The sequence below is a fragment of the Pseudomonas sp. LJDD11 genome, assembly GCF_024584215.1.
In the GTDB taxonomy this organism is placed as follows: Bacteria; Pseudomonadota; Gammaproteobacteria; order Pseudomonadales; family Pseudomonadaceae; genus Aquipseudomonas.
The window spans coordinates 107174-129407 of record NZ_JANJFL010000014.1; the positions used below are offsets into that span (position 1 = coordinate 107174).

The 22234-nt window shown below is 55.9% G+C and carries 32 protein-coding genes; all 32 read right to left on the bottom strand.

Annotated features, from left to right (window positions below):
- Positions 1 to 11: 11 nt before the first annotated feature.
- Positions 12 to 1013, bottom strand: coding sequence for a DNA-directed RNA polymerase subunit alpha (locus NRB16_RS17235; protein ID WP_045484073.1), 1002 nt, complete (start codon positions 1011 to 1013; stop codon positions 12 to 14).
- A gap of 22 nt (positions 1014 to 1035) precedes the next feature.
- Entirely contained in the window at positions 1036 to 1656 is a 621-nt protein-coding gene (gene rpsD, locus NRB16_RS17240) for a 30S ribosomal protein S4 (protein WP_045484076.1), read from the bottom strand.
- Between the two features lie 18 nt (positions 1657 to 1674).
- Positions 1675 to 2064 (bottom strand): 30S ribosomal protein S11, encoded by a 390-nt coding sequence (gene rpsK, locus NRB16_RS17245; RefSeq protein WP_002555466.1) that lies wholly within the window; start codon positions 2062 to 2064, stop codon positions 1675 to 1677.
- A gap of 30 nt (positions 2065 to 2094) precedes the next feature.
- Complete coding sequence (gene rpsM, locus NRB16_RS17250) at positions 2095 to 2451, bottom strand: 30S ribosomal protein S13 (protein WP_045484080.1); 357 nt, start codon at positions 2449 to 2451, stop codon at positions 2095 to 2097.
- Positions 2452 to 2581: 130 nt separating this feature from the next.
- Positions 2582 to 2698: a 50S ribosomal protein L36 gene (gene rpmJ, locus NRB16_RS17255; protein WP_002555468.1), complete on the bottom strand. Its 117-nt coding sequence runs from the start codon at positions 2696 to 2698 to the stop codon at positions 2582 to 2584.
- A gap of 28 nt (positions 2699 to 2726) precedes the next feature.
- Entirely contained in the window at positions 2727 to 4058 is a 1332-nt protein-coding gene (gene secY, locus NRB16_RS17260) for a preprotein translocase subunit SecY (RefSeq protein WP_045484083.1), read from the bottom strand.
- On the bottom strand, positions 4059 to 4493 hold the full coding sequence (gene rplO / locus NRB16_RS17265; RefSeq protein WP_045484086.1) for a 50S ribosomal protein L15: 435 nt from the start codon (positions 4491 to 4493) through the stop codon (positions 4059 to 4061).
- Between the two features lie 3 nt (positions 4494 to 4496).
- On the bottom strand, positions 4497 to 4673 hold the full coding sequence (rpmD, locus tag NRB16_RS17270) for a 50S ribosomal protein L30 (RefSeq protein WP_045484089.1): 177 nt from the start codon (positions 4671 to 4673) through the stop codon (positions 4497 to 4499).
- A gap of 2 nt (positions 4674 to 4675) precedes the next feature.
- Entirely contained in the window at positions 4676 to 5176 is a 501-nt protein-coding gene (rpsE, locus tag NRB16_RS17275; RefSeq protein ID WP_045484099.1) for a 30S ribosomal protein S5, read from the bottom strand.
- Between the two features lie 3 nt (positions 5177 to 5179).
- Positions 5180 to 5530, bottom strand: coding sequence for a 50S ribosomal protein L18 (gene rplR, locus NRB16_RS17280; RefSeq protein WP_002555473.1), 351 nt, complete (start codon positions 5528 to 5530; stop codon positions 5180 to 5182).
- Between the two features lie 10 nt (positions 5531 to 5540).
- Complete coding sequence (gene rplF, locus NRB16_RS17285) at positions 5541 to 6074, bottom strand: 50S ribosomal protein L6 (RefSeq protein ID WP_045484102.1); 534 nt, start codon at positions 6072 to 6074, stop codon at positions 5541 to 5543.
- 12 nt (positions 6075 to 6086) lie between these two features.
- The gene (gene rpsH / locus NRB16_RS17290) at positions 6087 to 6479 is read right to left on the bottom strand and encodes a 30S ribosomal protein S8 (RefSeq protein WP_045484105.1); all 393 of its coding nucleotides are present in this window, start codon (positions 6477 to 6479) and stop codon (positions 6087 to 6089) included.
- Between the two features lie 209 nt (positions 6480 to 6688).
- Complete coding sequence (gene rpsN, locus NRB16_RS17295) at positions 6689 to 6994, bottom strand: 30S ribosomal protein S14 (protein WP_045484107.1); 306 nt, start codon at positions 6992 to 6994, stop codon at positions 6689 to 6691.
- A 14-nt stretch (positions 6995 to 7008) separates the two neighbouring features.
- Positions 7009 to 7548 (bottom strand): 50S ribosomal protein L5, encoded by a 540-nt coding sequence (gene rplE, locus NRB16_RS17300; protein ID WP_045484112.1) that lies wholly within the window; start codon positions 7546 to 7548, stop codon positions 7009 to 7011.
- Positions 7549 to 7568: 20 nt separating this feature from the next.
- Complete coding sequence (gene rplX / locus NRB16_RS17305; protein ID WP_045484115.1) at positions 7569 to 7883, bottom strand: 50S ribosomal protein L24; 315 nt, start codon at positions 7881 to 7883, stop codon at positions 7569 to 7571.
- Positions 7884 to 7894: 11 nt separating this feature from the next.
- Positions 7895 to 8263: a 50S ribosomal protein L14 gene (gene rplN / locus NRB16_RS17310; RefSeq protein ID WP_045484118.1), complete on the bottom strand. Its 369-nt coding sequence runs from the start codon at positions 8261 to 8263 to the stop codon at positions 7895 to 7897.
- 23 nt (positions 8264 to 8286) lie between these two features.
- Entirely contained in the window at positions 8287 to 8553 is a 267-nt protein-coding gene (gene rpsQ / locus NRB16_RS17315) for a 30S ribosomal protein S17 (protein WP_045484121.1), read from the bottom strand.
- Between the two features lie 2 nt (positions 8554 to 8555).
- The gene (gene rpmC, locus NRB16_RS17320; protein ID WP_002555481.1) at positions 8556 to 8747 is read right to left on the bottom strand and encodes a 50S ribosomal protein L29; all 192 of its coding nucleotides are present in this window, start codon (positions 8745 to 8747) and stop codon (positions 8556 to 8558) included.
- On the bottom strand, positions 8747 to 9160 hold the full coding sequence (gene rplP, locus NRB16_RS17325) for a 50S ribosomal protein L16 (protein ID WP_009397508.1): 414 nt from the start codon (positions 9158 to 9160) through the stop codon (positions 8747 to 8749). Before rplP ends, rpmC begins: the two co-directional genes overlap by 1 nt.
- Positions 9161 to 9172: 12 nt before the next feature.
- Complete coding sequence (gene rpsC, locus NRB16_RS17330) at positions 9173 to 9859, bottom strand: 30S ribosomal protein S3 (protein ID WP_045484124.1); 687 nt, start codon at positions 9857 to 9859, stop codon at positions 9173 to 9175.
- Between the two features lie 13 nt (positions 9860 to 9872).
- Positions 9873 to 10205 (bottom strand): 50S ribosomal protein L22, encoded by a 333-nt coding sequence (gene rplV, locus NRB16_RS17335; RefSeq protein WP_045484127.1) that lies wholly within the window; start codon positions 10203 to 10205, stop codon positions 9873 to 9875.
- Positions 10206 to 10218: 13 nt separating this feature from the next.
- Complete coding sequence (gene rpsS / locus NRB16_RS17340; RefSeq protein WP_004883670.1) at positions 10219 to 10494, bottom strand: 30S ribosomal protein S19; 276 nt, start codon at positions 10492 to 10494, stop codon at positions 10219 to 10221.
- Positions 10495 to 10510: 16 nt separating this feature from the next.
- Positions 10511 to 11335: a 50S ribosomal protein L2 gene (gene rplB / locus NRB16_RS17345; protein WP_045484132.1), complete on the bottom strand. Its 825-nt coding sequence runs from the start codon at positions 11333 to 11335 to the stop codon at positions 10511 to 10513.
- 14 nt (positions 11336 to 11349) lie between these two features.
- Positions 11350 to 11649 (bottom strand): 50S ribosomal protein L23, encoded by a 300-nt coding sequence (gene rplW / locus NRB16_RS17350; RefSeq protein ID WP_045484135.1) that lies wholly within the window; start codon positions 11647 to 11649, stop codon positions 11350 to 11352.
- On the bottom strand, positions 11646 to 12248 hold the full coding sequence (rplD, locus tag NRB16_RS17355; RefSeq protein WP_045484138.1) for a 50S ribosomal protein L4: 603 nt from the start codon (positions 12246 to 12248) through the stop codon (positions 11646 to 11648). Before rplD ends, rplW begins: the two co-directional genes overlap by 4 nt.
- 12 nt (positions 12249 to 12260) lie before the next feature.
- A complete protein-coding gene (gene rplC, locus NRB16_RS17360; RefSeq protein WP_045484141.1) occupies positions 12261 to 12896 on the bottom strand; it encodes a 50S ribosomal protein L3 in 636 nt (211 codons plus the stop codon).
- 81 nt (positions 12897 to 12977) lie between these two features.
- Positions 12978 to 13289: a 30S ribosomal protein S10 gene (gene rpsJ, locus NRB16_RS17365; protein WP_003186070.1), complete on the bottom strand. Its 312-nt coding sequence runs from the start codon at positions 13287 to 13289 to the stop codon at positions 12978 to 12980.
- Positions 13290 to 13429: 140 nt separating this feature from the next.
- The gene (gene tuf, locus NRB16_RS17370) at positions 13430 to 14623 is read right to left on the bottom strand and encodes an elongation factor Tu (protein ID WP_045484144.1); all 1194 of its coding nucleotides are present in this window, start codon (positions 14621 to 14623) and stop codon (positions 13430 to 13432) included.
- A 32-nt stretch (positions 14624 to 14655) separates the two neighbouring features.
- Positions 14656 to 16788: an elongation factor G gene (fusA, locus tag NRB16_RS17375; protein WP_045484147.1), complete on the bottom strand. Its 2133-nt coding sequence runs from the start codon at positions 16786 to 16788 to the stop codon at positions 14656 to 14658.
- A gap of 30 nt (positions 16789 to 16818) precedes the next feature.
- Complete coding sequence (gene rpsG, locus NRB16_RS17380; protein WP_003186074.1) at positions 16819 to 17289, bottom strand: 30S ribosomal protein S7; 471 nt, start codon at positions 17287 to 17289, stop codon at positions 16819 to 16821.
- Positions 17290 to 17412: 123 nt separating this feature from the next.
- A complete protein-coding gene (rpsL, locus tag NRB16_RS17385) occupies positions 17413 to 17790 on the bottom strand; it encodes a 30S ribosomal protein S12 (protein WP_045484153.1) in 378 nt (125 codons plus the stop codon).
- Positions 17791 to 17988: 198 nt separating this feature from the next.
- Positions 17989 to 22188, bottom strand: a complete 4200-nt coding sequence (gene rpoC, locus NRB16_RS17390) for a DNA-directed RNA polymerase subunit beta' (protein ID WP_045484156.1) — start codon at positions 22186 to 22188, stop codon at positions 17989 to 17991.
- Positions 22189 to 22234 lie beyond the last annotated feature (46 nt).

Below are 22234 nucleotides of genomic sequence, written 5' to 3' on the forward strand. Positions count from 1 at the left end.
GATTACGACGATCAGGCCGTGGCCTTGTCGTCCTTCTTAAGACTTGCCGGCGGCCAGTTGTCGAGGCGCATGCCGAGTGACAAACCGCGGGAGGCCAAAACGTCCTTGATTTCAGTCAGGGACTTCTTGCCCAGGTTCGGAGTTTTCAACAGCTCTACTTCGGTGCGCTGAATCAGATCACCGATGTAGTAGATGTTCTCCGCCTTCAGGCAGTTGGCCGAACGCACGGTCAGTTCCAAATCGTCAACCGGACGAAGCAGGATCGGATCGATCTCGTCTTCCTGTTCGATTACAACAGGCTCACTGTCACCTTTGAGGTCGACGAACGCAGCCAACTGCTGTTGCAGAATGGTTGCAGCACGGCGGATAGCCTCTTCAGGATCCAGAGTACCGTTGGTTTCCAGATCAATAACCAGCTTGTCCAGGTTGGTACGCTGTTCGACACGGGCGTTTTCCACCACGTATGCGATACGACGGACCGGGCTGAACGAAGCGTCCAGCTGAAGACGGCCAATGCTACGGCTTTCGTCTTCATCGCTCTGACGCGAGTCGGCCGGCTCATAACCACGACCACGAGCTACGGTGAGCTTCATGTTCAGGACGCCGTTGGACGCCAGGTTAGCGATTACGTGATCGGGGTTAACGATCTCGACATCATGATCCAGCTGAATATCGGCAGCGGTAACCACCCCCGAACCCTTTTTCGACAAGGTCAGCGTAACTTCGTCTCGACCGTGCAGCTTGATAGCCAGGCCTTTGAGGTTCAACAGGATTTCAATGACGTCTTCCTGTACACCTTCGATCGCGCTGTACTCGTGGAGTACACCGTCGATCTCGGCCTCGACTACTGCACAGCCGGGCATGGAGGACAACAAGATGCGACGCAACGCATTGCCCAGGGTATGGCCGAAACCACGCTCGAGAGGCTCGAGCGTAATCTTGGCGCGGGTTGGACTGACAACCTGAACGTCGATGTGACGTGGTGTCAGAAACTCATTTACCGAAATCTGCATGGATGCACCTATTTTCTAGCCCTTACTTGGAGTAGAGCTCGACAATCAGGCTTTCGTTGATGTCGGCGGATAGATCACTGCGAGCAGGAACGCTTTTGAAAACGCCCGACTTCTTCTCAGTGTCTACGTCTACCCATTCTACGCGGCCACGTTGGGCACACAGTTCAAGAGCCTGGCCAATACGCAGCTGGTTCTTCGCCTTTTCACGGACAGCAACAACGTCGCCGGCACGTACTTGGTACGAAGGAATGTTTACAGTCTGACCATTGACGCTGATCGACTTGTGCGAAACCAGTTGACGGGATTCAGCACGAGTCGAGCCGAAGCCCATGCGGTATACAACGTTGTCCAGACGGCATTCGAGCAGTTGCAGCAGGTTTTCACCGGTTGCACCTTTCTTGCTAGCGGCTTGCTTGTAGTAGCCGCTGAACTGACGCTCGAGAACACCGTAGATACGACGTACTTTTTGCTTTTCACGCAGCTGGGTGCCGTAGTCGGACTGACGGCCACGGCGCTGGCCGTGGATACCTGGGGCTGCTTCGATGTTGCACTTGGATTCGAGTGCGCGCACACCGCTCTTCAGGAAAAGGTCAGTGCCTTCACGACGAGCAAGTTTGCATTTTGGACCAATGTAACGAGCCATTTCTTACAGTCTCCTGGATTACACGCGGCGCTTCTTCGGCGGACGGCACCCGTTGTGCGGGATTGGTGTCACGTCGGTGATGCTGGCGATCTTATAGCCACAGCCGTTCAGAGCGCGAACAGCGGACTCACGACCTGGGCCTGGACCCTTGACGTTGACGTCGAGGTTCTTGAGACCGTATTCCAGCGCGGCTTGACCAGCACGCTCGGCAGCTACCTGAGCAGCGAACGGGGTGGACTTACGCGAACCACGGAAACCCGAACCGCCGGAGGTAGCCCAGGACAGGGCGTTACCTTGACGATCGGTAATGGTGACGATGGTGTTGTTAAAAGACGCATGGATGTGGGCGATGCCATCAACCACTGTCTTTTTAACTTTTTTACGAGGACGAGCAGCAGGTTTTGCCATGACTAATTTCCTGTCGAAACGCTGGAGCGATTACTTGCGGATCGGCTTACGCGGACCTTTGCGAGTACGTGCGTTGGTCTTGGTACGCTGACCGCGTACTGGCAGACCGCGACGGTGACGCAGACCGCGGTAGCAGCCCAAGTCCATCAAGCGCTTGATTTTCATGTTGATTTCGCGACGCAGGTCACCTTCAGTGGTGATCTTCGCCACTTCGCCACGCAGCTGTTCGATCTGCTCGTCGCTCAGATCCTTGATTTTTACAGCCGGGTTTACGCCGGCATCTGCACAGATTTTCTGTGCAGTAGTGCGACCAACACCATAGATGTAGGTCAGCGAGATAACAGTATGCTTGTTATCTGGAATGTTAACGCCTGCAATACGGGCCATTCAGTGGGACTCCAGTTGACAGCTACCTACGCCCCGGAAGCCAAGAAATAGGGCGCGAGATAATATCGCTGTAGTAACAATTAATCAACCCAGCAGCACACTAGCTGCTGGGCTTAAGCACAGCTCACAATCAGCCTTGGCGCTGCTTATGACGTGGTTCCGCGCTGCAAATTACTCGAACAACACCTTCGCGGCGAATAATTTTGCAGTTACGGCACAGCTTTTTCACCGATGCACGAACTTTCATCACCAACTCCTCGAACCTTATGGGTCTCTCAGCGCAGCATGCCGCTGCCGCCGTAGCCCTTCAGGTTGGCTTTCTTCATCAGGGATTCATACTGGTGCGAAACGAGGTGCGATTGTACTTGCGACATGAAGTCCATCACAACCACGACCACGATCAGCAACGAGGTCCCGCCAAGGTAGAACGGAACGTTGGCAGCCACCACCAGGAACTGGGGAAGCAAGCAAACGGCCGTCATATAAAGAGCACCGAACAGGGTCAAACGGGTCAAAACGCCATCAATGTAGCGCGCCGACTGCTCGCCTGGACGAATGCCCGGAATAAAGGCACCGGACTTTTTCAGGTTTTCCGCTACGTCTTTCGGATTGAACATCAACGCCGTATAGAAGAAGCAGAAGAAAATGATCCCTGCACTAAACAGCAGAATGTTCAACGGCTGACCAGGAGCGATCGACTGCGAAAGGTCCTGCAACCAGCCCAAACCTTCAGACTGACCGAACCAGGAACCCAGCGAAGCCGGGAACAGCAGAATGCTGCTTGCAAAAATGGCCGGGATCACACCAGCCATGTTCACTTTCAGCGGCAAGTGGCTGGTCTGTGCAGCGAAGACCTTGCGGCCCTGCTGACGCTTGGCGTAGTGCACAGCAATACGACGCTGGCCACGCTCAATGAACACCACGAAACCGATGATCGCTACCGCCAGCAAACCGATGGCAACCAGCGCGAAAATGTTGATATCGCCCTGACGTGCAGACTCGAAAGACTGCCCGATTGCCCTCGGAAGACCAGCAACGATACCTGCGAAGATCAACATCGAGATACCGTTACCAACACCACGCTCGGTAATCTGCTCACCCAGCCACATCATGAACATCGCACCAGCCACGAAGGTGGTAACGGCCACGAAGTGGAAGCCGAAGTCTGCAGCGAACGCCACACCCTGACCGGCCAGGCCGACGGACATGCCGACAGCTTGAACCAGAGCCAGGATGACGGTGAGATAGCGGGTGTACTGGCTGATCTTGCGACGGCCAGCTTCACCTTCCTTCTTCAACTGCTCCAGCTGCGGACTGACGGCGGTCATCAGCTGCATGATGATCGATGCCGAAATGTACGGCATGATCCCCAATGCAAAGATGCTCATCCGCTCCAGTGCGCCACCGGAGAACATGTTGAACAAGCTAAGAATGGTCCCCTCATTCTGTCGAAACAGTTCCGCCAGCCGGTCCGGATTGATACCAGGCACTGGGATATGCGCACCGATCCGATAGACGATAATCGCCAGGAACAGAAAACGCAGTCGAGCCCAGAGCTCGGACAGTCCGCCTTTGCTGAGCGCTGAGAGAGCACCTTGCTTAGCCATTTATTCCTCGAACTTGCCGCCAGCTGCTTCGATAGCCGCACGTGCACCTTTGGTGACGGCGATTCCCTTGATAGTGACAGCGCGAGTAACTTCGCCCGACAGCATGATTTTCACACGCTGAACGTTCTGGTTGATCACGTTGGCATCTTTCAGGGTCTGTACAGTTACGACGTCGCCTTCCACTTTGGCCAGCTCGGACAGACGCACTTCTGCGCGGTCCATGGCTTTCAGGGAAACGAAACCGAACTTGGGCAGACGGCGATGCAGAGGCTGTTGACCACCCTCGAAACCAGGGGCAATGGTGCCACCGGAACGGGAAGTCTGACCTTTGTGACCACGGCCACCGGTCTTGCCCAGGCCACTACCGATACCACGGCCTGGACGATGCTTCACGGGACGGGAACCCGGAGCTGGACTCAGATCATTGAGTTTCATCGATTAACCCTCGACGCGCAGCAGGTAGTAAGCCTTGTTGATCATCCCGCGATTCTCGGGAGTATCCTGGACTTCTACGGTGTGACCGATGCGACGCAGACCCAGACCCTTAACGCACAGTTTGTGGTTAGGCAGACGGCCAGCGACGCTCTTGATCAGCGTTACTTTTACGGTAGCCATGATCAGATGATCTCCTCAACGCGCTTGCCACGTTTGGCAGCGATGGAATCAGGAGACTGCATAGCCTTCAGACCCTTGAAAGTGGCGTGAACCACGTTTACAGGGTTAGTCGAGCCGTAGCACTTGGCCAGGACGTTCTGAACACCAGCAACTTCCAGAACAGCACGCATCGCGCCACCGGCGATGATACCGGTACCTTCCGAAGCAGGCTGCATGTAGACCTTGGAGGCGCCATGAGCAGACTTGGTAGCGTACTGCAGAGTGGTGCCGTTCAGGTCAACCTGAATCATGTTGCGACGAGCAGCTTCCATCGCTTTCTGGATGGCGGCAGGCACTTCGCGGGACTTGCCACGGCCAAAGCCTACACGGCCCTTGCCATCACCTACCACGGTCAACGCGGTGAAGGTGAAGATACGACCGCCTTTGACGGTCTTGGCAACGCGGTTAACCTGAACCAGCTTCTCGATGTAGCCTTCGTCGCGTTTTTGATCGTTATTTGCCATAACTTAGAACTCCAGCCCGCCTTCACGAGCAGCATCAGCCAGCGCCTTGACACGGCCGTGGTACTTGAAGCCAGAACGGTCGAAGGCAACTTGCGATACGCCAGCGGCTTTAGCGCGCTCAGCAACCAGCTTGCCAACCTTAGTGGCCGCGTCGATGTTGCCAGTGGCACCATCACGCAGTTCTTTGTCCAAAGTCGAAGCGCTTGCCAGGACTTTGCTGCCGTCGGCCGAAATGACCTGGGCATAGATGTGCTGCGAAGAGCGGTGCACGCAGAGACGAACGACTTCGAGTTCGTGCATTTTCAGGCGTGCTTTGCGAGCGCGACGCAGTCGGGTAACTTTTTTGACGGTCATTTGCTATGCCCTACTTCTTCTTGGCTTCTTTACGACGGACGACTTCGTCTGCGTAACGCACACCTTTGCCTTTGTAAGGCTCAGGACGGCGGAAGTCGCGGATCTCAGCGGCCACCTGACCAACCAGCTGCTTGTCGATACCACGAATCAGGATATCGGTCTGGCTAGGAGTCTCAGCGGTGATGCCATTCGGCAATTCGTAATCCACTGGGTGCGAGAAGCCAAGCGCCAGGTTCAGGACGGAGCCTTTTACCTGAGCCTTGTAACCAACACCTACCAGCTGGAGCTTGCGCTCGAAGCCTTGGCTAACGCCCTGGACCATGTTATTGACCAGTGCGCGAGTGGTACCGGCCATTGCGCGAGTCTGTTGATCGCCATTGCGAGCAGCAAAACGCAGCTCACCAGCTTCTTCAACGACTTCAACGGACGAGTGGACATTCAGTTCGAGGGTGCCTTTGGCGCCCTTGATGGAAAGCAGCTGGCCGGCGAGTTTGATCTCGACGCCCGATGGCAGCTTAACGGGGTTCTTCGCTACGCGTGACATAGTTATCCCCCCTTAGAACACAGTGCAAAGCACTTCGCCGCCGACACCGGCAGCGCGCGCAGCACGATCAGTCATCACACCTTTGTTGGTGGAGACGATAGACACACCGAGGCCGCCACGTACTTTTGGCAGATCATCGGAGGACTTGTACTGACGCAGGCCTGGACGGCTGACGCGTTTGACTTCTTCGATGACCGGACGGCCTTCGAAATATTTCAGCTCAATGGACAGCGAAGGTTTGACTTCACTGCTGACCTGATAACCCGCAATGTAACCTTCGTCTTTGAGAACTTTGGCTACAGCTACCTTCAACTTGGAAGATGGCATGCTCACAACGGGCTTTTCAGCCATCTGGGCATTACGGATACGAGTTAGCATGTCCGCTAACGGGTCCTGCATACTCATGGGCTAGACGCTCCTGATACAGATAAAATTAGCCTTCCGGCTACTACATTTCGCCGAGACAACCGGGCAGAGAAAAACACGGGCTCAGGCGAGCCGGCAATTCTAGTCTTCCCCCAGAAATGAATCAAGCCCCATAAGGGGCTTGATTCAGTCTCGCAACATCCAGCGACCAGCGGTAGAACCACCGGGCGCCGTTGTCGAGATACGTGTTACCAGCTAGCTTTCACCAGACCTGGTACGTCACCACGCATGGCAGCTTCACGCAGCTTGTTACGGCCGAGGCCGAACTTGCGGTAAACGCCGTGCGGACGACCAGTCAGGCGGCAACGGTTACGCAGGCGCGAAGCGCTGGCGTCACGTGGTTGCTTCTGCAGAGCTACGGTAGCTTCCCAACGCGCTTCTGGACTTGCGTTCAGATCAACGATGATAGCTTTCAGCTCGGCACGCTTCTTGGCGTACTTGGCAACGGTGAGCTGACGCTTCAGCTCACGGTTTTTCATGCTCGTCTTGGCCATTATCCGGACTCCAATCAGTTACGGAACGGGAACTTGAAAGCACGCAGCAGTGCGCGGCCTTCGTCGTCGTTCTTGGCAGTGGTGGTCAGGGTGATGTCCAGACCGCGCAGAGCATCGATCTTGTCGTAATCGATTTCCGGGAAAATGATCTGCTCTTTCACGCCCATGCTGTAGTTGCCACGACCATCGAAGGACTTGGCATTCAGGCCGCGGAAGTCGCGAACCCGAGGCAGGGAGATCGACAGCAGACGATCCAGGAATTCGTACATACGATCACGGCGCAGAGTAACCTTCACGCCAATCGGCCAACCTTCACGAACCTTGAAACCTGCAATCGACTTGCGAGCGAAAGTCACAACGGCCTTTTGACCGGTGATCTTTTCCAGGTCAGCAACAGCGTGCTCGATGACTTTCTTGTCACCGACCGCTTCGCCCAGACCCATGTTCAGGGTGATTTTGGTAACGCGCGGAACTTCCATCACGTTCGCCAGCTTAAGTTCTTCCTTAAGCTTGGGAGCGATATCCTTCCGGTAAATCTCTTTCAGTCGTGCCATGGTCTTCTACCTAGCAGTGTTCAAGCATCAACCGCTTTTTGGGTCGACTTGAAGACACGAATTTTTTTGCCGTCTTCTACTTTGAAACCAACGCGGTCAGCCTTGTTGGTTTCGCCGTTGAAAATGGCGACGTTGGAAGCGTGCAGAGGCGCTTCTTTCTCGACGATACCGCCCTGAACGCCCGACATCGGGTTCGGCTTGGTATGACGCTTCACCAGGTTCACACCACCAACAACCAGACGGTTGTCAGCGAGGACCTTCAGCACCTTACCGCGCTTACCTTTGTCTTTGCCGGCGATCACGATGATCTCGTCGTCACGACGAATCTTTTGCATGTCGGATCTCCTTACAGCACTTCAGGGGCGAGCGAGACGATCTTCATGAACTTCTCACCGCGAAGTTCACGAGTCACTGGCCCGAAGATACGGGTGCCGATCGGCTCTTGCTTGTTGTTCAACAGAACAGCAGCGTTACCATCGAAGCGAATGATCGAACCGTCTGCACGGCGAACGCCGTGACGGGTGCGGACTACAACAGCAGTCATCACCTGGCCTTTCTTCACTTTACCGCGAGGAATGGCTTCCTTGACGGTAACTTTGATGATGTCACCGATACCAGCGTAACGACGATGGGAGCCACCCAGCACCTTGATGCACATAACGCGGCGAGCGCCGCTGTTATCGGCCACATCGAGCATGGATTGAGTCTGAATCATATAATTTCTCCGACCCCTAGCCCTTAGACTTCCACAGCGCGTTCGACGATTTCAACCAGTGCCCAGGACTTGGTCTTGGCTACCGGACGAGTTTCACGAATAGTGACCTTGTCGCCGATATGGCACTGATTGGTTTCGTCATGCGCGTGCAGCTTAGTCGAACGCTTAACGTATTTACCGTAGATCGGGTGCTTTACGCGACGCTCGATCAATACGGTGATGGTCTTGTCCATCTTGTCGCTGACGACACGGCCAGTCAGCGTGCGGACGGTTTTTTCAGCTTCAGCCATGATCACTTACCTGCCTGCTGGTTGAGCACAGTTTTCACGCGAGCGATGTCACGCTTAACTTGCGAGAGCAGGTGCGACTGCCCCAACTGGCCAGTTGCTTTCTGCATGCGCAGATTGAACTGGTCGCGCAGCAAGCCGAGCAGTTGCTCGTTCAGTTGCTGTGCTGATTTTTCACGAAGTTCATTCGCTTTCATCACATCACCGTCCGCTTAACAAAGGAGGTGGCAAGTGGCAGCTTCGCAGCAGCCAGGGCAAAAGCCTCACGCGCCAACTCTTCAGAAACACCCTCGATCTCGTACAGGACTTTGCCTGGCTGGATCTGGGCAACCCAGTATTCAACCGAACCCTTACCTTTACCCATCCGCACTTCGAGAGGCTTCTTGGTAACCGGCTTGTCCGGGAACACACGGATCCAGATCTTGCCGCCACGTTTTACGTGACGGGTCAGGGCACGACGTGCCGACTCGATCTGACGGGCGGTGAGACGACCGCGGGCTACAGCTTTCAGCGCGAACTCGCCGAAGCTGACTTTGCTACCGCGCAGAGCCAGACCACGGTTGTGGCCGGTCATTTGCTTGCGGAACTTCGTACGCTTTGGTTGCAACATTTGGCGTACCCCTTACTTGGCAGCTTTTTTACGAGGCGCTGGTGCTTGCGGCTTCAGCTCTTCCTGGCGACCACCAATTACTTCGCCTTTGAAGATCCAAACCTTTACACCGATCACACCGTAAGTGGTGTGCGCTTCGTAAGTGGCATAGTCGATGTCGGCACGCAGGGTGTGCAGAGGCACACGACCTTCGCGATACCATTCAGTACGTGCGATTTCAGCACCGCCGAGACGACCGCTAACCTGAATCTTGATACCTTTGGCACCAATGCGGATAGCGTTCTGTACGGCGCGCTTCATGGCGCGACGGAACATGACACGACGCTCCAGCTGCTGAGCAACGCTCTGGGCAACCAGCATACCGTCGAGCTCCGGCTTGCGGATCTCTTCGATATTGATGTGCACAGGCACACCCATTTGCTTGGTCAGGTCCTGACGCAGTTTCTCAACATCCTCACCCTTCTTGCCGATCACGATGCCGGGACGAGCGGTGTGGATGGTGATGCGTGCTGTCTGAGCCGGACGATGAATATCAATACGGCTAACGGACGCGCTTTTTAGTTTGTCCTGGAGGTACTCACGCACTTGCAGATCTGCCAGCAGGTAGTCTGCATAAGTGCGACCGTCTGCGTACCAGACGGAGGTGTGCTCCTTGACGATTCCCAGGCGAATGCCAATGGGATGTACTTTCTGACCCATCTCTTCGACTCCGTTACTTGTCAGCAACCTTGACAGTGATATGGCAAGACCGCTTGACGATGCGATCAGCACGGCCTTTGGCACGTGGCATGATGCGCTTCAGCGAACGCCCTTCGTTGACGAAAACAGTCGAGACCTTCAGGTCATCAACGTCTGCGCCTTCGTTATGCTCGGCGTTGGCTACGGCCGACTCCAGCAATTTTTTCAGGATCTCAGCGGCTTTCTTACTGCTGAAAGCCAACAGGTTGAGCGCTTCGCCCACCTTCTTCCCGCGGATCTGGTCGGCGACCAAGCGGGCTTTCTGGGCGGAGATTCGAGCGCCCGACAACTTAGCGGCTACTTCCATCGTTCCTTACCCCTTAACGCTTGGCTTTCTTGTCAGCCACGTGCCCGCGATAAGTACGGGTACCGGCAAACTCGCCCAGTTTATGGCCAACCATATCTTCACTTACCAGAACCGGTACGTGCTGACGGCCGTTGTGTACTGCGATGGTCAGACCGACCATTTGTGGCAGGATCATCGAACGACGAGACCAGGTCTTAACTGGTTTGCGATCGTTCTTTTCCGCCGCCACTTCGATCTTCTTCAGTAGGTGAAGATCAATAAAAGGACCTTTTTTCAGAGAACGTGGCACTGTCGTATCCCTCTATTTACTTGCGACGACGGACGATCATTTTGTCGGTACGCTTATTACCACGGGTTTTAGCACCCTTGGTTGGGAAGCCCCATGGCGATACCGGATGACGACCACCGGAGGTACGACCTTCACCACCACCATGTGGGTGGTCAACCGGGTTCATGGCAACACCACGAACGGTTGGGCGAACGCCACGCCAGCGCTTGGCACCAGCTTTACCCAGCGAACGCAGGCTGTGCTCGGAGTTCGAGACTTCACCCAGGGTCGCACGGCACTCGGCCAGAACCTTGCGCATTTCGCCGGAGCGCAGACGCAGGGTCACGTAGACGCCGTCACGAGCGACCAGCTGAGCCGAAGCACCAGCGGAACGAGCGATCTGGGCACCTTTGCCAGGCTTCAGTTCGATAGCGTGAATGGTGCTACCAACCGGGATGTTGCGCAGCTGCAGGGTGTTACCGGCCTTGATTGGGGCCAGGGCACCGGAGATCAGCTGGTCGCCTGCACTCACGCCTTTAGGGGCGATGATGTAGCGACGCTCGCCATCTGCATAACGCAGCAGGGCGATGTGAGCAGTACGGTTCGGGTCGTATTCGATACGCTCAACGATGGCAGCGATGCCATCCTTGTCGTTGCGACGGAAGTCGACCAGACGGTAATGCTGCTTGTGGCCACCACCGATGTGACGAGTGGTAATGCGACCATTGTTGTTACGACCACCAGACTTCGATTTTTTCTCGAGCAGCGGTGCGTGAGGAGCGCCTTTGTGCAGCCCCTGGTTGACCACCTTGACCACGAAACGGCGGCCAGGGGAAGTCGGTTTGCATTTAACGATTGCCATGATGCACCCCTTCCTTACTCAGCACTGCTGCTGAAATCGAGATCTTGGCCTGGCTGAAGGGAGATAACTGCCTTCTTCCAGTCATTGCGTTTGCCCAGACCGCGAGCAGTGCGCTTGCTTTTACCCAGAACGTTCAGGGTAGTCACGCGCTCTACTTTCACGCCGAACAGAACTTCAACGGCCTTCTTGATTTCCAGCTTGGTTGCATCAGTAGCAACCTTGAAAACGAACTGACCTTTCTTGTCAGCCAGAACTGTGGCCTTCTCGGAAACATGCGGGCCAAGCAGAACTTTAAATACGCGTTCCTGGTTCATCCCAGCAGCTCCTCGAATTTCTTCACGGCCGACACGGTAATCAGAACCTTGTCGTATGCGATCAGACTGACCGGATCGGAACCTTGCACGTCACGCACATCGACGTGGGGCAGGTTGCGAGCAGCCAGGTACAGATTCTGGTCAACGGCGTCGGAAACGATCAGCACGTCGGTCAGACCCAGACCGTTCAGTTTACCCAGCAGGTCCTTGGTTTTCGGCGCTTCGACAGCGAAGTCCTGAACCACGACCAGACGGTCGGTACGAACCAGCTCAGCGAGGATGGAGCGCAGAGCTGCGCGGTACATCTTCTTGTTGAGCTTCTGGGAGTGATCCTGAGGACGAGCAGCAAAAGTGGTACCGCCGCCGCGCCACAGCGGGCTACGGATAGTACCGGCACGAGCACGGCCAGTACCTTTCTGACGCCATGGGCGCTTACCGCCACCAGAGACGTCGGAACGGGTTTTTTGCTGCTTGCTGCCCTGACGACCGCCAGCCATGTAGGCGACGACTGCCTGGTGCACCAGGGTCTCGTTGAACTCGCCGCCAAATGTCAGTTCGGAAACTTCGATGGCTTGAGCGTCATTTACATTTAATTGCATGTCAGCTTCCCCTTAACCGCGAGCCTTGGCTGCCGGACGTACAACCAGGTTGCCGCCAGTAGCGCCAGGAACAGCGCCCTTGACCAACAACAGATTGCGTTCAGCGTCCACGCGCACTACTTCAAGGGATTGCACGGTCACGCGCTCAGCGCCCATATGACCGGACATTTTCTTGCCCTTGAATACACGACCAGGAGTCTGGCACTGGCCGATAGAGCCCGGGACGCGGTGGGAGACGGAGTTACCGTGGGTGTTATCTTGACCGCGGAAATTCCAGCGCTTGATAGTACCCGCGAAACCCTTACCTTTGGACTGACCGGTCACGTCGACCAGTTGACCAGCAGCGAAGATTTCGGCGTTGATCAGATCACCAGCCTTGTACTCGCCTTCTTCAAGACGGAATTCAAGAACGGTACGACCTGCGGCAACGTTCGCCTTGGCGAAGTGACCTGCCTGAGCAGCAGTCACGCGCGAAGCACGACGCTCACCAACAGTGACTTGCACTGCACGGTAGCCATCAGTTTCTTCAGTTTTGAACTGAGTGACGCGATTCGGCTCGATCTCAATGACCGTAACCGGAATAGAGACACCTTCTTCGGTAAAAATGCGGGTCATACCGCACTTACGACCGACTACACCAATAGTCATGTTGTAAACCTCATGAGTGTACGGGGCTTTCACCCGCTATGGCCGCCCATTTCAGAGCGTTACACGACCAAGACCCAAGTCTTAGCCGAGGCTGATCTGCACTTCCACGCCAGCCGCAAGATCAAGCTTCATCAGAGCGTCAACGGTTTTATCCGTTGGCTGGACGATGTCCAGGACGCGCTTATGAGTGCGGATTTCGTACTGGTCGCGCGCGTCTTTGTTGACGTGCGGAGAAACCAGAACGGTGAACCGCTCCTTACGGGTAGGCAGTGGAATAGGACCACGCACCTGTGCCCCAGTACGTTTCGCGGTTTCCACGATTTCCTGGGTAGATTGGTCGATCAGGCGATGGTCAAAAGCCTTCAACCTGATACGGATTTGCTGATTTTGCATTGGATTCCAGACTCCGATTGCTATCCCGACGAGCGCAATACGCCCGTTTAAAGGAGGCGCAATTCTATAGACGCTTCAGAATAGTGTCAACCCAATAAAAAAGCCCCCGCTAGGCGGGGGCTTCTTCAACCTATCGCTTATTAGGCGATGATTTTTGCAACGACGCCAGCACCAACGGTACGGCCGCCTTCACGAATGGCGAAACGCAGACCGTCTTCCATTGCGATTGGCTTGATCAGGGTGACTTCCATCTGGATGTTGTCACCTGGCATCACCATCTCAACGCCTTCTGGCAGTTCGCAGTTACCGGTTACGTCAGTAGTACGGAAGTAGAACTGAGGACGGTAGCCTTTGAAGAAAGGAGTGTGACGACCACCCTCTTCCTTGCTCAGAACGTAGACTTCAGCTACGAACTTGGTGTGAGGCTTGATGGTGCCTGGCTTGGCCAGAACCTGACCACGCTCAACGTCGTCACGCTTGGTGCCACGCAGCAGAACGCCGCAGTTCTCACCAGCACGGCCTTCGTCCAGCAGCTTGCGGAACATTTCAACGCCGGTGCAAGTGGTCTTGGTGGTGTCACGCAGACCAACGATTTCAACTTCTTCCTGGATGCGAACGATACCACGCTCAACACGACCAGTTACCACGGTGCCACGACCGGAGATCGAGAACACGTCTTCGATTGGCATCAGGAAGGTCTTGTCGATAGCACGCTCAGGCTCTGGGATGTAGCTGTCCAGAGTCTCAACCAGCTTCTTGACAGCCGAAGTACCCATTTCGTTGTCGTCTTGGCCGTTCAGAGCCATCAGAGCCGAACCGATGATGATTGGAGTGTCATCACCTGGGAAGTCGTAGGTGCTCAGCAGGTCGCGAACTTCCATCTCGACCAGTTCCAGCAGCTCAGCGTCGTCAACCATGTCAGCCTTGTTCAGGAAGACAACGATGTACGGAACGCCAACCTGACGGGACAGCAGGATGTGCTCACGAGTTTGTGGCATCGGGCCATCGGCAGCCGAGCAAACCAGGATCGCGCCGTCCATCTGGGCAGCACCAGTGATCATGTTTTTGACGTAGTCGGCGTGACCTGGGCAGTCAACGTGCGCGTAGTGACGAACAGAAGAGTCGTACTCTACGTGAGCAGTGTTGATGGTGATACCACGAGCCTTTTCTTCTGGCGCGCTGTCGATTTTGTCGAAGTCGACTTTAGCCGAACCGAAAACCTCGGAGCAAACGCGAGTCAGAGCAGCAGTCAGAGTGGTTTTACCGTGGTCAACGTGACCGATGGTGCCAACGTTGACGTGCGGTTTGTTACGTTCAAATTTTTCTTTAGCCACGACAGTGAACTCCTAGCCTAAAGGGGGTTAGATCAACCTTGTTTTTTAACGAGCGCTTCGACGATGTTCGACGGAGCTTCAGCGTATTTGGAGAATTCCATGGAGTAGCTCGCGCGACCCTGAGACATGGAACGAACGTCGGTCGCATAACCGAACATTTCTCCTAGCGGTACTTCAGCACGGATAACCTTGCCGGAGACCGAGTCTTCCATACCCTGGATCAGACCACGACGACGGTTCAGGTCACCCATCACGTCACCCATGTAGTCCTCAGGGGTCACTACCTCGACCTTCATGATCGGCTCAAGCACCTTACCGCCACCCTTTTGGGCCAGTTGCTTGGTCGCCATCGAAGCAGCGATCTTGAACGCCATCTCGTTGGAGTCGACGTCATGGTAGGAACCATCAAATACGGTAGCCTTCAGGCCGATCAGCGGATAGCCGGCAACAACGCCGTTCTTCATCTGCTCTTCGATACCCTTCTGGATCGCCGGGATGTATTCCTTAGGAACCACACCACCTACAACTTCGTTGGCGAAGACCAGACCTTCGGTAATGTTGCCCTTGTCGTCCACGTCCGGAGTCGAGAAACGAACCCAGCAATGGCCGAACTGACCGCGACCACCGGACTGACGAACGAATTTACCTTCGATCTCGACATTGTCCTTGGTGATGGTTTCACGGTAGGAAACCTGCGGCTTACCGATGTTGGCTTCGACGTTGAACTCACGCTTCATGCGGTCAACGAGGATGTCCAGGTGCAGCTCACCCATACCGGAGATAATGGTCTGACCAGTCTCTTCGTCGGTACGAACGCGGAACGATGGGTCTTCCTGAGCCAGCTTGCCCAGTGCGATACCCATTTTTTCCTGGTCCTGCTTGGTCTTCGGCTCAACAGCCACCGAAATTACAGGCTCAGGGAAGTCCATACGCTCCAGGATCACCTGCTTGTCAGCGTCGCAAAGGGTATCACCAGTGGTGACGTCCTTCATGCCGATCAGCGCAGCGATGTCGCCGGCACGTACTTCTTTGATTTCTTCGCGCTGGTTCGCGTGCATTTGCACCATACGACCCACACGCTCTTTCTTGCCCTTGACCGAGTTGATCACGGAGTCGCCCGAGCTCAGGAAGCCCGAGTAGACGCGCACGAAAGTCAGAGTACCAACGAACGGGTCGGTGGCAATCTTGAACGCCAGAGCCGAGAACGGCTCGTCGTCGCTGGCGTGACGCTCGATTTTCGGAGCGTTTTCGTCTTCGACGTGATCAGGGTGGATACCCTGGATCGCAGCGATTTCGGTCGGAGCCGGCAGGAAGTCGATAACGGCGTCGAGAACCAGAGGAACACCCTTGTTCTTGAAGGACGAGCCGCAGACCGCAGGAACGATTTCACCAGCCAGGGTGCGCGCACGCAGACCAGCCTTGATCTCTTCTACAGTCAGCTCACCTTCTTCAAGGTACTTGTTCATCAGCTCTTCGCTGGACTCGGCAGCCGCTTCAACCATGTTGGAGCGCCACTCTTCAGCCAGCGCCTGCAGATCGGCAGGAATTTCTTCCTCACGATAAGTGGTGCCTTTGTCGTCTTCGTTCCAGTAGATCGCCTTCATCTTGATCAGATCGACCTGACCGGCGAACTCTTCTTCAGCACCGATAGCGATCTGGATCGGAACCGGGGTGTGGCCCAGACGGTTCTTGATCTGACCTACTACGCGCAGGAAGTTTGCACCAGCACGGTCCATCTTGTTCACGTAGACGATACGTGGAACGTTGTACTTGTTCGCCTGACGCCATACGGTTTCAGACTGAGGCTCGACACCGGAGGTGCCGCAGAACACAACGACCGCGCCGTCGAGTACACGCAGCGAACGCTCTACTTCAATGGTGAAGTCAACGTGGCCAGGGGTATCGATAACGTTTACGCGATAGTTGTCGTACTGACCGCGGGAACCTTTCCAGAAGGTGGTGATGGCAGCGGAGGTAATGGTGATACCCCGCTCCTGCTCTTGCACCATCCAGTCAGTGGTCGCAGCGCCGTCATGCACTTCACCGATCTTGTGGCTCAGACCGGTGTAGTACAGGATCCGCTCGGTAGTGGTGGTCTTGCCCGCGTCAACGTGAGCACAGATACCAATGTTACGGTAGCGGTTGATTGCAGTAGTACGAGCCATAAAGCCCTCGCAAAAAGATTGAAGCCGAAATTAGAAGCGGTAGTGCGAGAAAGCCTTGTTGGCTTCGGCCATACGGTGAACGTCTTCACGCTTCTTGACAGCAGCACCTTTGCCTTCGGCAGCGTCCAGCAGCTCGCCGGCCAGGCGCAGCGCCATGGACTTCTCGCCGCGCTTGCGGGCGAAGTCTACCAGCCAGCGCATTGCCAGCGCGTTACGGCGGGACGGACGAACTTCAACAGGAACCTGGTAAGTAGCACCGCCTACACGGCGCGACTTCACTTCGACCAGCGGAGCGATGGCGTCGAGAGCTTTCTCGAAGATTTCCAGGGGATCGCTGTTCTTGCGTTCTTTAACCTTGTCCAGCGCGCCATAAACGATACGCTCGGCAACGGCTTTCTTGCCGCTTTCCATTACGTGGTTCATGAACTTCGCCAGGATCTGGCTTCCGTATTTCGGATCGTCAAGGATCTCGCGTTTTGCTGCTACGCGTCTTCTTGGCATGGATAAGCCCTCAAACGGTCTTCAGGTTAGCCCGGGACAGCACTCCAGAGGAGCTTGCCCGACCTTACTCTTATCGACTCAAAAAAATAGAAAAGTGCAAAATCAGTCAGAAACCAAAGCCACTTAGGCTTTTTTAGGCTTCTTGGTACCGTATTTCGAACGACCTTGGTTACGACCTTTGACGCCGGAAGTATCCAGAGAGCCGCGAACGGTGTGGTAACGAACACCTGGCAAGTCTTTTACACGACCGCCGCGGATCAGTACCACGCTGTGCTCTTGCAGGTTGTGGCCTTCACCACCGATGTACGAGGAAACCTCGAAACCGTTGGTCAGACGCACACGGCATACTTTACGCAGTGCCGAGTTAGGTTTTTTCGGCGTAGTGGTGTACACGCGGGTGCACACGCCACGACGTTGCGGGCAGTTCTGCAGCGCAGGAACGTCGGATTTCTCGACGATACGCTTGCGCGGCTGACGTACCAGCTGGTTGATAGTTGCCATCTACTAGCTCCACTGTTGACTTGCAGACGCTATTGCCTGCAAGAAAGCAAATGACAGGGCGATAGGCCCTGTCAAATTTAGGGGTACAAGAGTCTAAAGAGGATCTCGCCCCCAGTCAAGGCAATGCCCCGACCTCTTCCACCGTCTTGCGACAACTGAATGTTGCCGCAAGACCTGAAAAACGCCGGGGCATAACCCTTAGTTACCGCTGGAGTTCAACGCCTCGGTCAGAGCGGCCTCGACTTCGCTGGCGCTGACGCGCTGCGGCTTGTCGATATCACGGCGACGTTTACGCTCGCTGTGGTAAGCCAGACCTGTACCTGCCGGGATCAGACGACCCACGACGACGTTTTCTTTCAGGCCGCGCAGGTAATCGCGCTTGCCGGTTACTGCTGCTTCGGTCAGCACGCGGGTAGTCTCCTGGAAGGAGGCCGCGGAGATGAACGACTCGGTCGACAGCGATGCCTTGGTGATACCCAGCAGTACGCGGGTGTACTTGGCAATGAACTTGTCTTCGCTGGCCAGACGCTCGTTTTCCATCAGGACCTGGGTCAGTTCGACCTGATCGCCCTTGATGAAGCTGGAGTCGCCCGATTCAGCCACTTCAACCTTGCGCAGCATCTGACGCAGGATGGTCTCGATGTGCTTGTCGTTGATCTTAACGCCTTGCAGACGGTAAACGTCCTGGATCTCGTTAACGATGTACTTGGCCAGCGCGCTCACACCCAGCAGACGCAGGATGTCGTGCGGATCGCTCGGACCGTCGGAGATAACTTCGCCGCGGTTGACCTGTTCGCCTTCGAAAACGTTCAGGTGGCGCCACTTCGGAATCAGCTCTTCGTACGGCTCGCTGCCATCGTTCGGCGTGATGACCAGACGACGCTTGCCCTTGGTCTCTTTACCGAAGGCGATGGTACCGCTGACTTCTGCCAGGATCGACGCCTCTTTAGGACGACGCGCCTCGAACAGGTCGGCAACGCGCGGCAGACCACCGGTGATGTCACGGGTCTTGGACGTTTCTTGCGGAATACGCGCGATAACGTCACCGATTGCGATCTGAGCACCGTCAGCGACGTTGACCAGAGCGTTGGCCGGCAGGAAGTACTGGGCCGGTACGTCGGTACCAGGCAGCATCAGGTCCTTGCCATCGAGGCCGACCATCTTCACCGCAGGACGGATGTCCTTGCCGGCAGCCGGACGGTCTTTGACGTCGAGGACTTCGATGTTGGTCATACCGGTCAATTCGTCTGTCTGACGCTTGATGGTAATACCTTCTTCCATGCCCACGTAGGTCACGGTACCTTTCATCTCGGTAACGATCGGGTGAGTGTGCGGATCCCACTTGGCCACGATCGAGCCAGCGTCAACCTTGTCGCCTTCCTTCACCGAAATCACAGCACCGTAAGGCAGCTTGTAGCGCTCACGCTCACGACCGAATTCGTCGGCGATTGCCAGCTCACCGGAACGCGATACCGCGACCAGATGACCGTCGACACGCTCTACGTGCTTCAGGTTGTGCAGACGAACGGTACCGCCGTTCTTGACCTGTACGCTGTCGGCAGCGGAAGTACGGCTTGCCGCACCACCGATGTGGAACGTACGCATGGTCAGCTGGGTACCCGGCTCACCGATGGACTGGGCAGCGATAACGCCGACCGCTTCACCGATATTGACCTGATGACCGCGAGCCAGGTCGCGACCGTAGCAGCTCGAGCAGATACCGAAACGGGTTTCGCAGCTGATCGGCGAACGCACGATGACTTCGTCGATGCTGTTCAGCTCGATGAATTCAACCCACTTCTCGTCAACCAGAGTGCCGGCCGGAACGATGACGTCCTCGGTGCCTGGCTTGAACACGTCACGGGCGATTACACGACCCAGTACACGCTCACCCAACGGCTCTACAACGTCACCGCCTTCAATGTGCGGAGTCATCAGCAGGCCGTGCTCGGTGCCACAATCGACCTCAGTCACAACCAAGTCTTGTGCGACGTCTACCAGACGGCGAGTCAGGTAACCGGAGTTAGCGGTCTTCAGTGCGGTATCCGCCAGACCTTTACGAGCACCGTGAGTCGAGATGAAGTACTGGAGTACGCTCAGACCTTCACGGAAGTTCGCAGTGATTGGCGTCTCGATGATCGAGCCGTCCGGCTTGGCCATCAGACCACGCATACCGGCCAGCTGACGGATCTGGGCAGCGGAACCCCGCGCACCGGAGTCAGCCATCATGTACATCGAGTTGAACGATTCCTGGTCGACTTCAGCACCCGTGCGGTCGACAACCTTCTCTTTCGAGAGGTTGGACATCATCGCCTTGGATACTTCGTCGTTGGCCTTGGACCAGAGGTCGATCACCTTGTTGTACTTCTCGCCCTGGGTTACCAGGCCGGAAGCATACTGGCTTTCGATCTCTTTCACTTCGGCGGTAGCGGCATCGATGATGCGCGCCTTCTCATCCGGAATGACGAAGTCGTTCACACCAATCGATACGCCGGAGATCGTCGAGTAGGCGAAACCGGTGTACATCAGCTGGTCAGCGAAAATGACGGTGTCCTTCAGACCAACCACGCGGTAGCACTGGTTGATCAGCTTGGAGATCGCCTTCTTCTTCATCGGCTGGTTGACCACGTCATACGACAGGCCGGCCGGAACCACCTGGAACAGCAACGCACGGCCGACAGTGGTGTCGACAATACGGGTGTTCTTCACGCTATTGCCGTCACGATCGTTAACGGTTTCGTTGATACGAACCTTGATCTTGGCGTGCAGGGCAGCCTCGCCGGCGCGGAATACGCGGTCGACTTCCTGCAGATCAGCGAACACGCGGCCTTCGCCTTTGGCGTTGATCGCTTCACGGGTCATGTAGTACAGACCCAGTACCACGTCCTGCGACGGAACGATGATTGGCTCACCGCTGGCTGGCGACAGGATGTTGTTGGTCGACATCATCAACGCACGGGCTTCGAGCTGGGCTTCCAGGGTCAGCGGTACGTGAACGGCCATCTGGTCGCCGTCGAAGTCGGCGTTGTACGCAGCACAGACCAGCGGGTGCAGCTGAATAGCCTTACCTTCGATCAGTACTGGTTCAAATGCCTGGATACCCAGACGGTGAAGCGTAGGTGCACGGTTGAGCAGCACGGGGTGTTCGCGAATCACTTCGGCGAGAACGTCCCACACCTCTGGCAGCTCGCGCTCGACCATCTTCTTGGCAGCTTTGATGGTCGTGGCCAGGCCACGCATTTCCAGCTTGCCGAAGATGAACGGCTTGAACAGTTCCAGTGCCATCTTTTTCGGCAGACCGCACTGGTGCAGACGCAGGGTCGGACCTACGGTAATTACCGAACGACCGGAGTAGTCAACACGCTTACCGAGCAGGTTCTGACGGAAACGACCCTGCTTACCCTTGATCATGTCAGCCAGGGATTTCAGAGGACGCTTGTTGGAACCGGTGATTGCACGACCGCGACGACCGTTGTCGAGCAGGGCATCGACCGCCTCCTGCAGCATGCGCTTTTCGTTGCGCACGATGATGTCAGGAGCCGACAGGTCCAGCAGACGCTTCAGACGGTTGTTACGGTTGATCACGCGACGATACAGATCGTTAAGATCGGACGTCGCGAAACGGCCACCGTCCAGCGGAACCAGCGGACGCAGGTCTGGCGGCAGAACCGGCAGAACGGTCAACACCATCCACTCAGGCAGGTTGCCGGAGCCCTGGAAGGCTTCCATCAACTTCAGACGCTTGGACAGCTTCTTGATCTTGGTTTCGGAGTTGGTTTGCGGAATTTCTTCGCGCAGACGGCCAATCTCGTGCTCCAGATCAATCGCGTGCAGCAGCTCGCGGACAGCCTCGGCCCCCATGCGGGCATCGAAGTCGTCACCGAACTCTTCGAGGGCTTCGAAGTACTGCTCGTCGTTCAGCAGCTGACCCTTTTCCAGGGTGGTCATGCCTGGATCGATAACGACATAGCTCTCGAAGTAGAGAACACGCTCGATATCACGCAGGGTCATGTCCATCAGCAGGCCGATACGGGACGGCAGCGACTTCAGGAACCAGATGTGGGCAACCGGCGAGGCCAGCTCGATGTGAGCCATACGCTCACGACGGACTTTGGCCAGCGCGACTTCAACGCCGCACTTCTCACAGATCACACCGCGATGCTTGAGGCGCTTGTACTTGCCGCACAGGCACTCGTAGTCCTTGACCGGGCCAAAGATCTTGGCGCAGAACAGGCCGTCACGCTCAGGTTTGAACGTACGGTAGTTGATGGTCTCCGGCTTTTTAACTTCACCGAACGACCACGAACGGATCATCTCAGGCGATGCCAAACCGATACGGATGGCGTCGAACTCTTCGACTTGACCCTGGTTTTTCAACAGATTCAGTAGGTCTTTCAAGGCCTTTCCTCCTGGCGGAGCAAGGAGCAGGCAGTAGCGCCCTGCT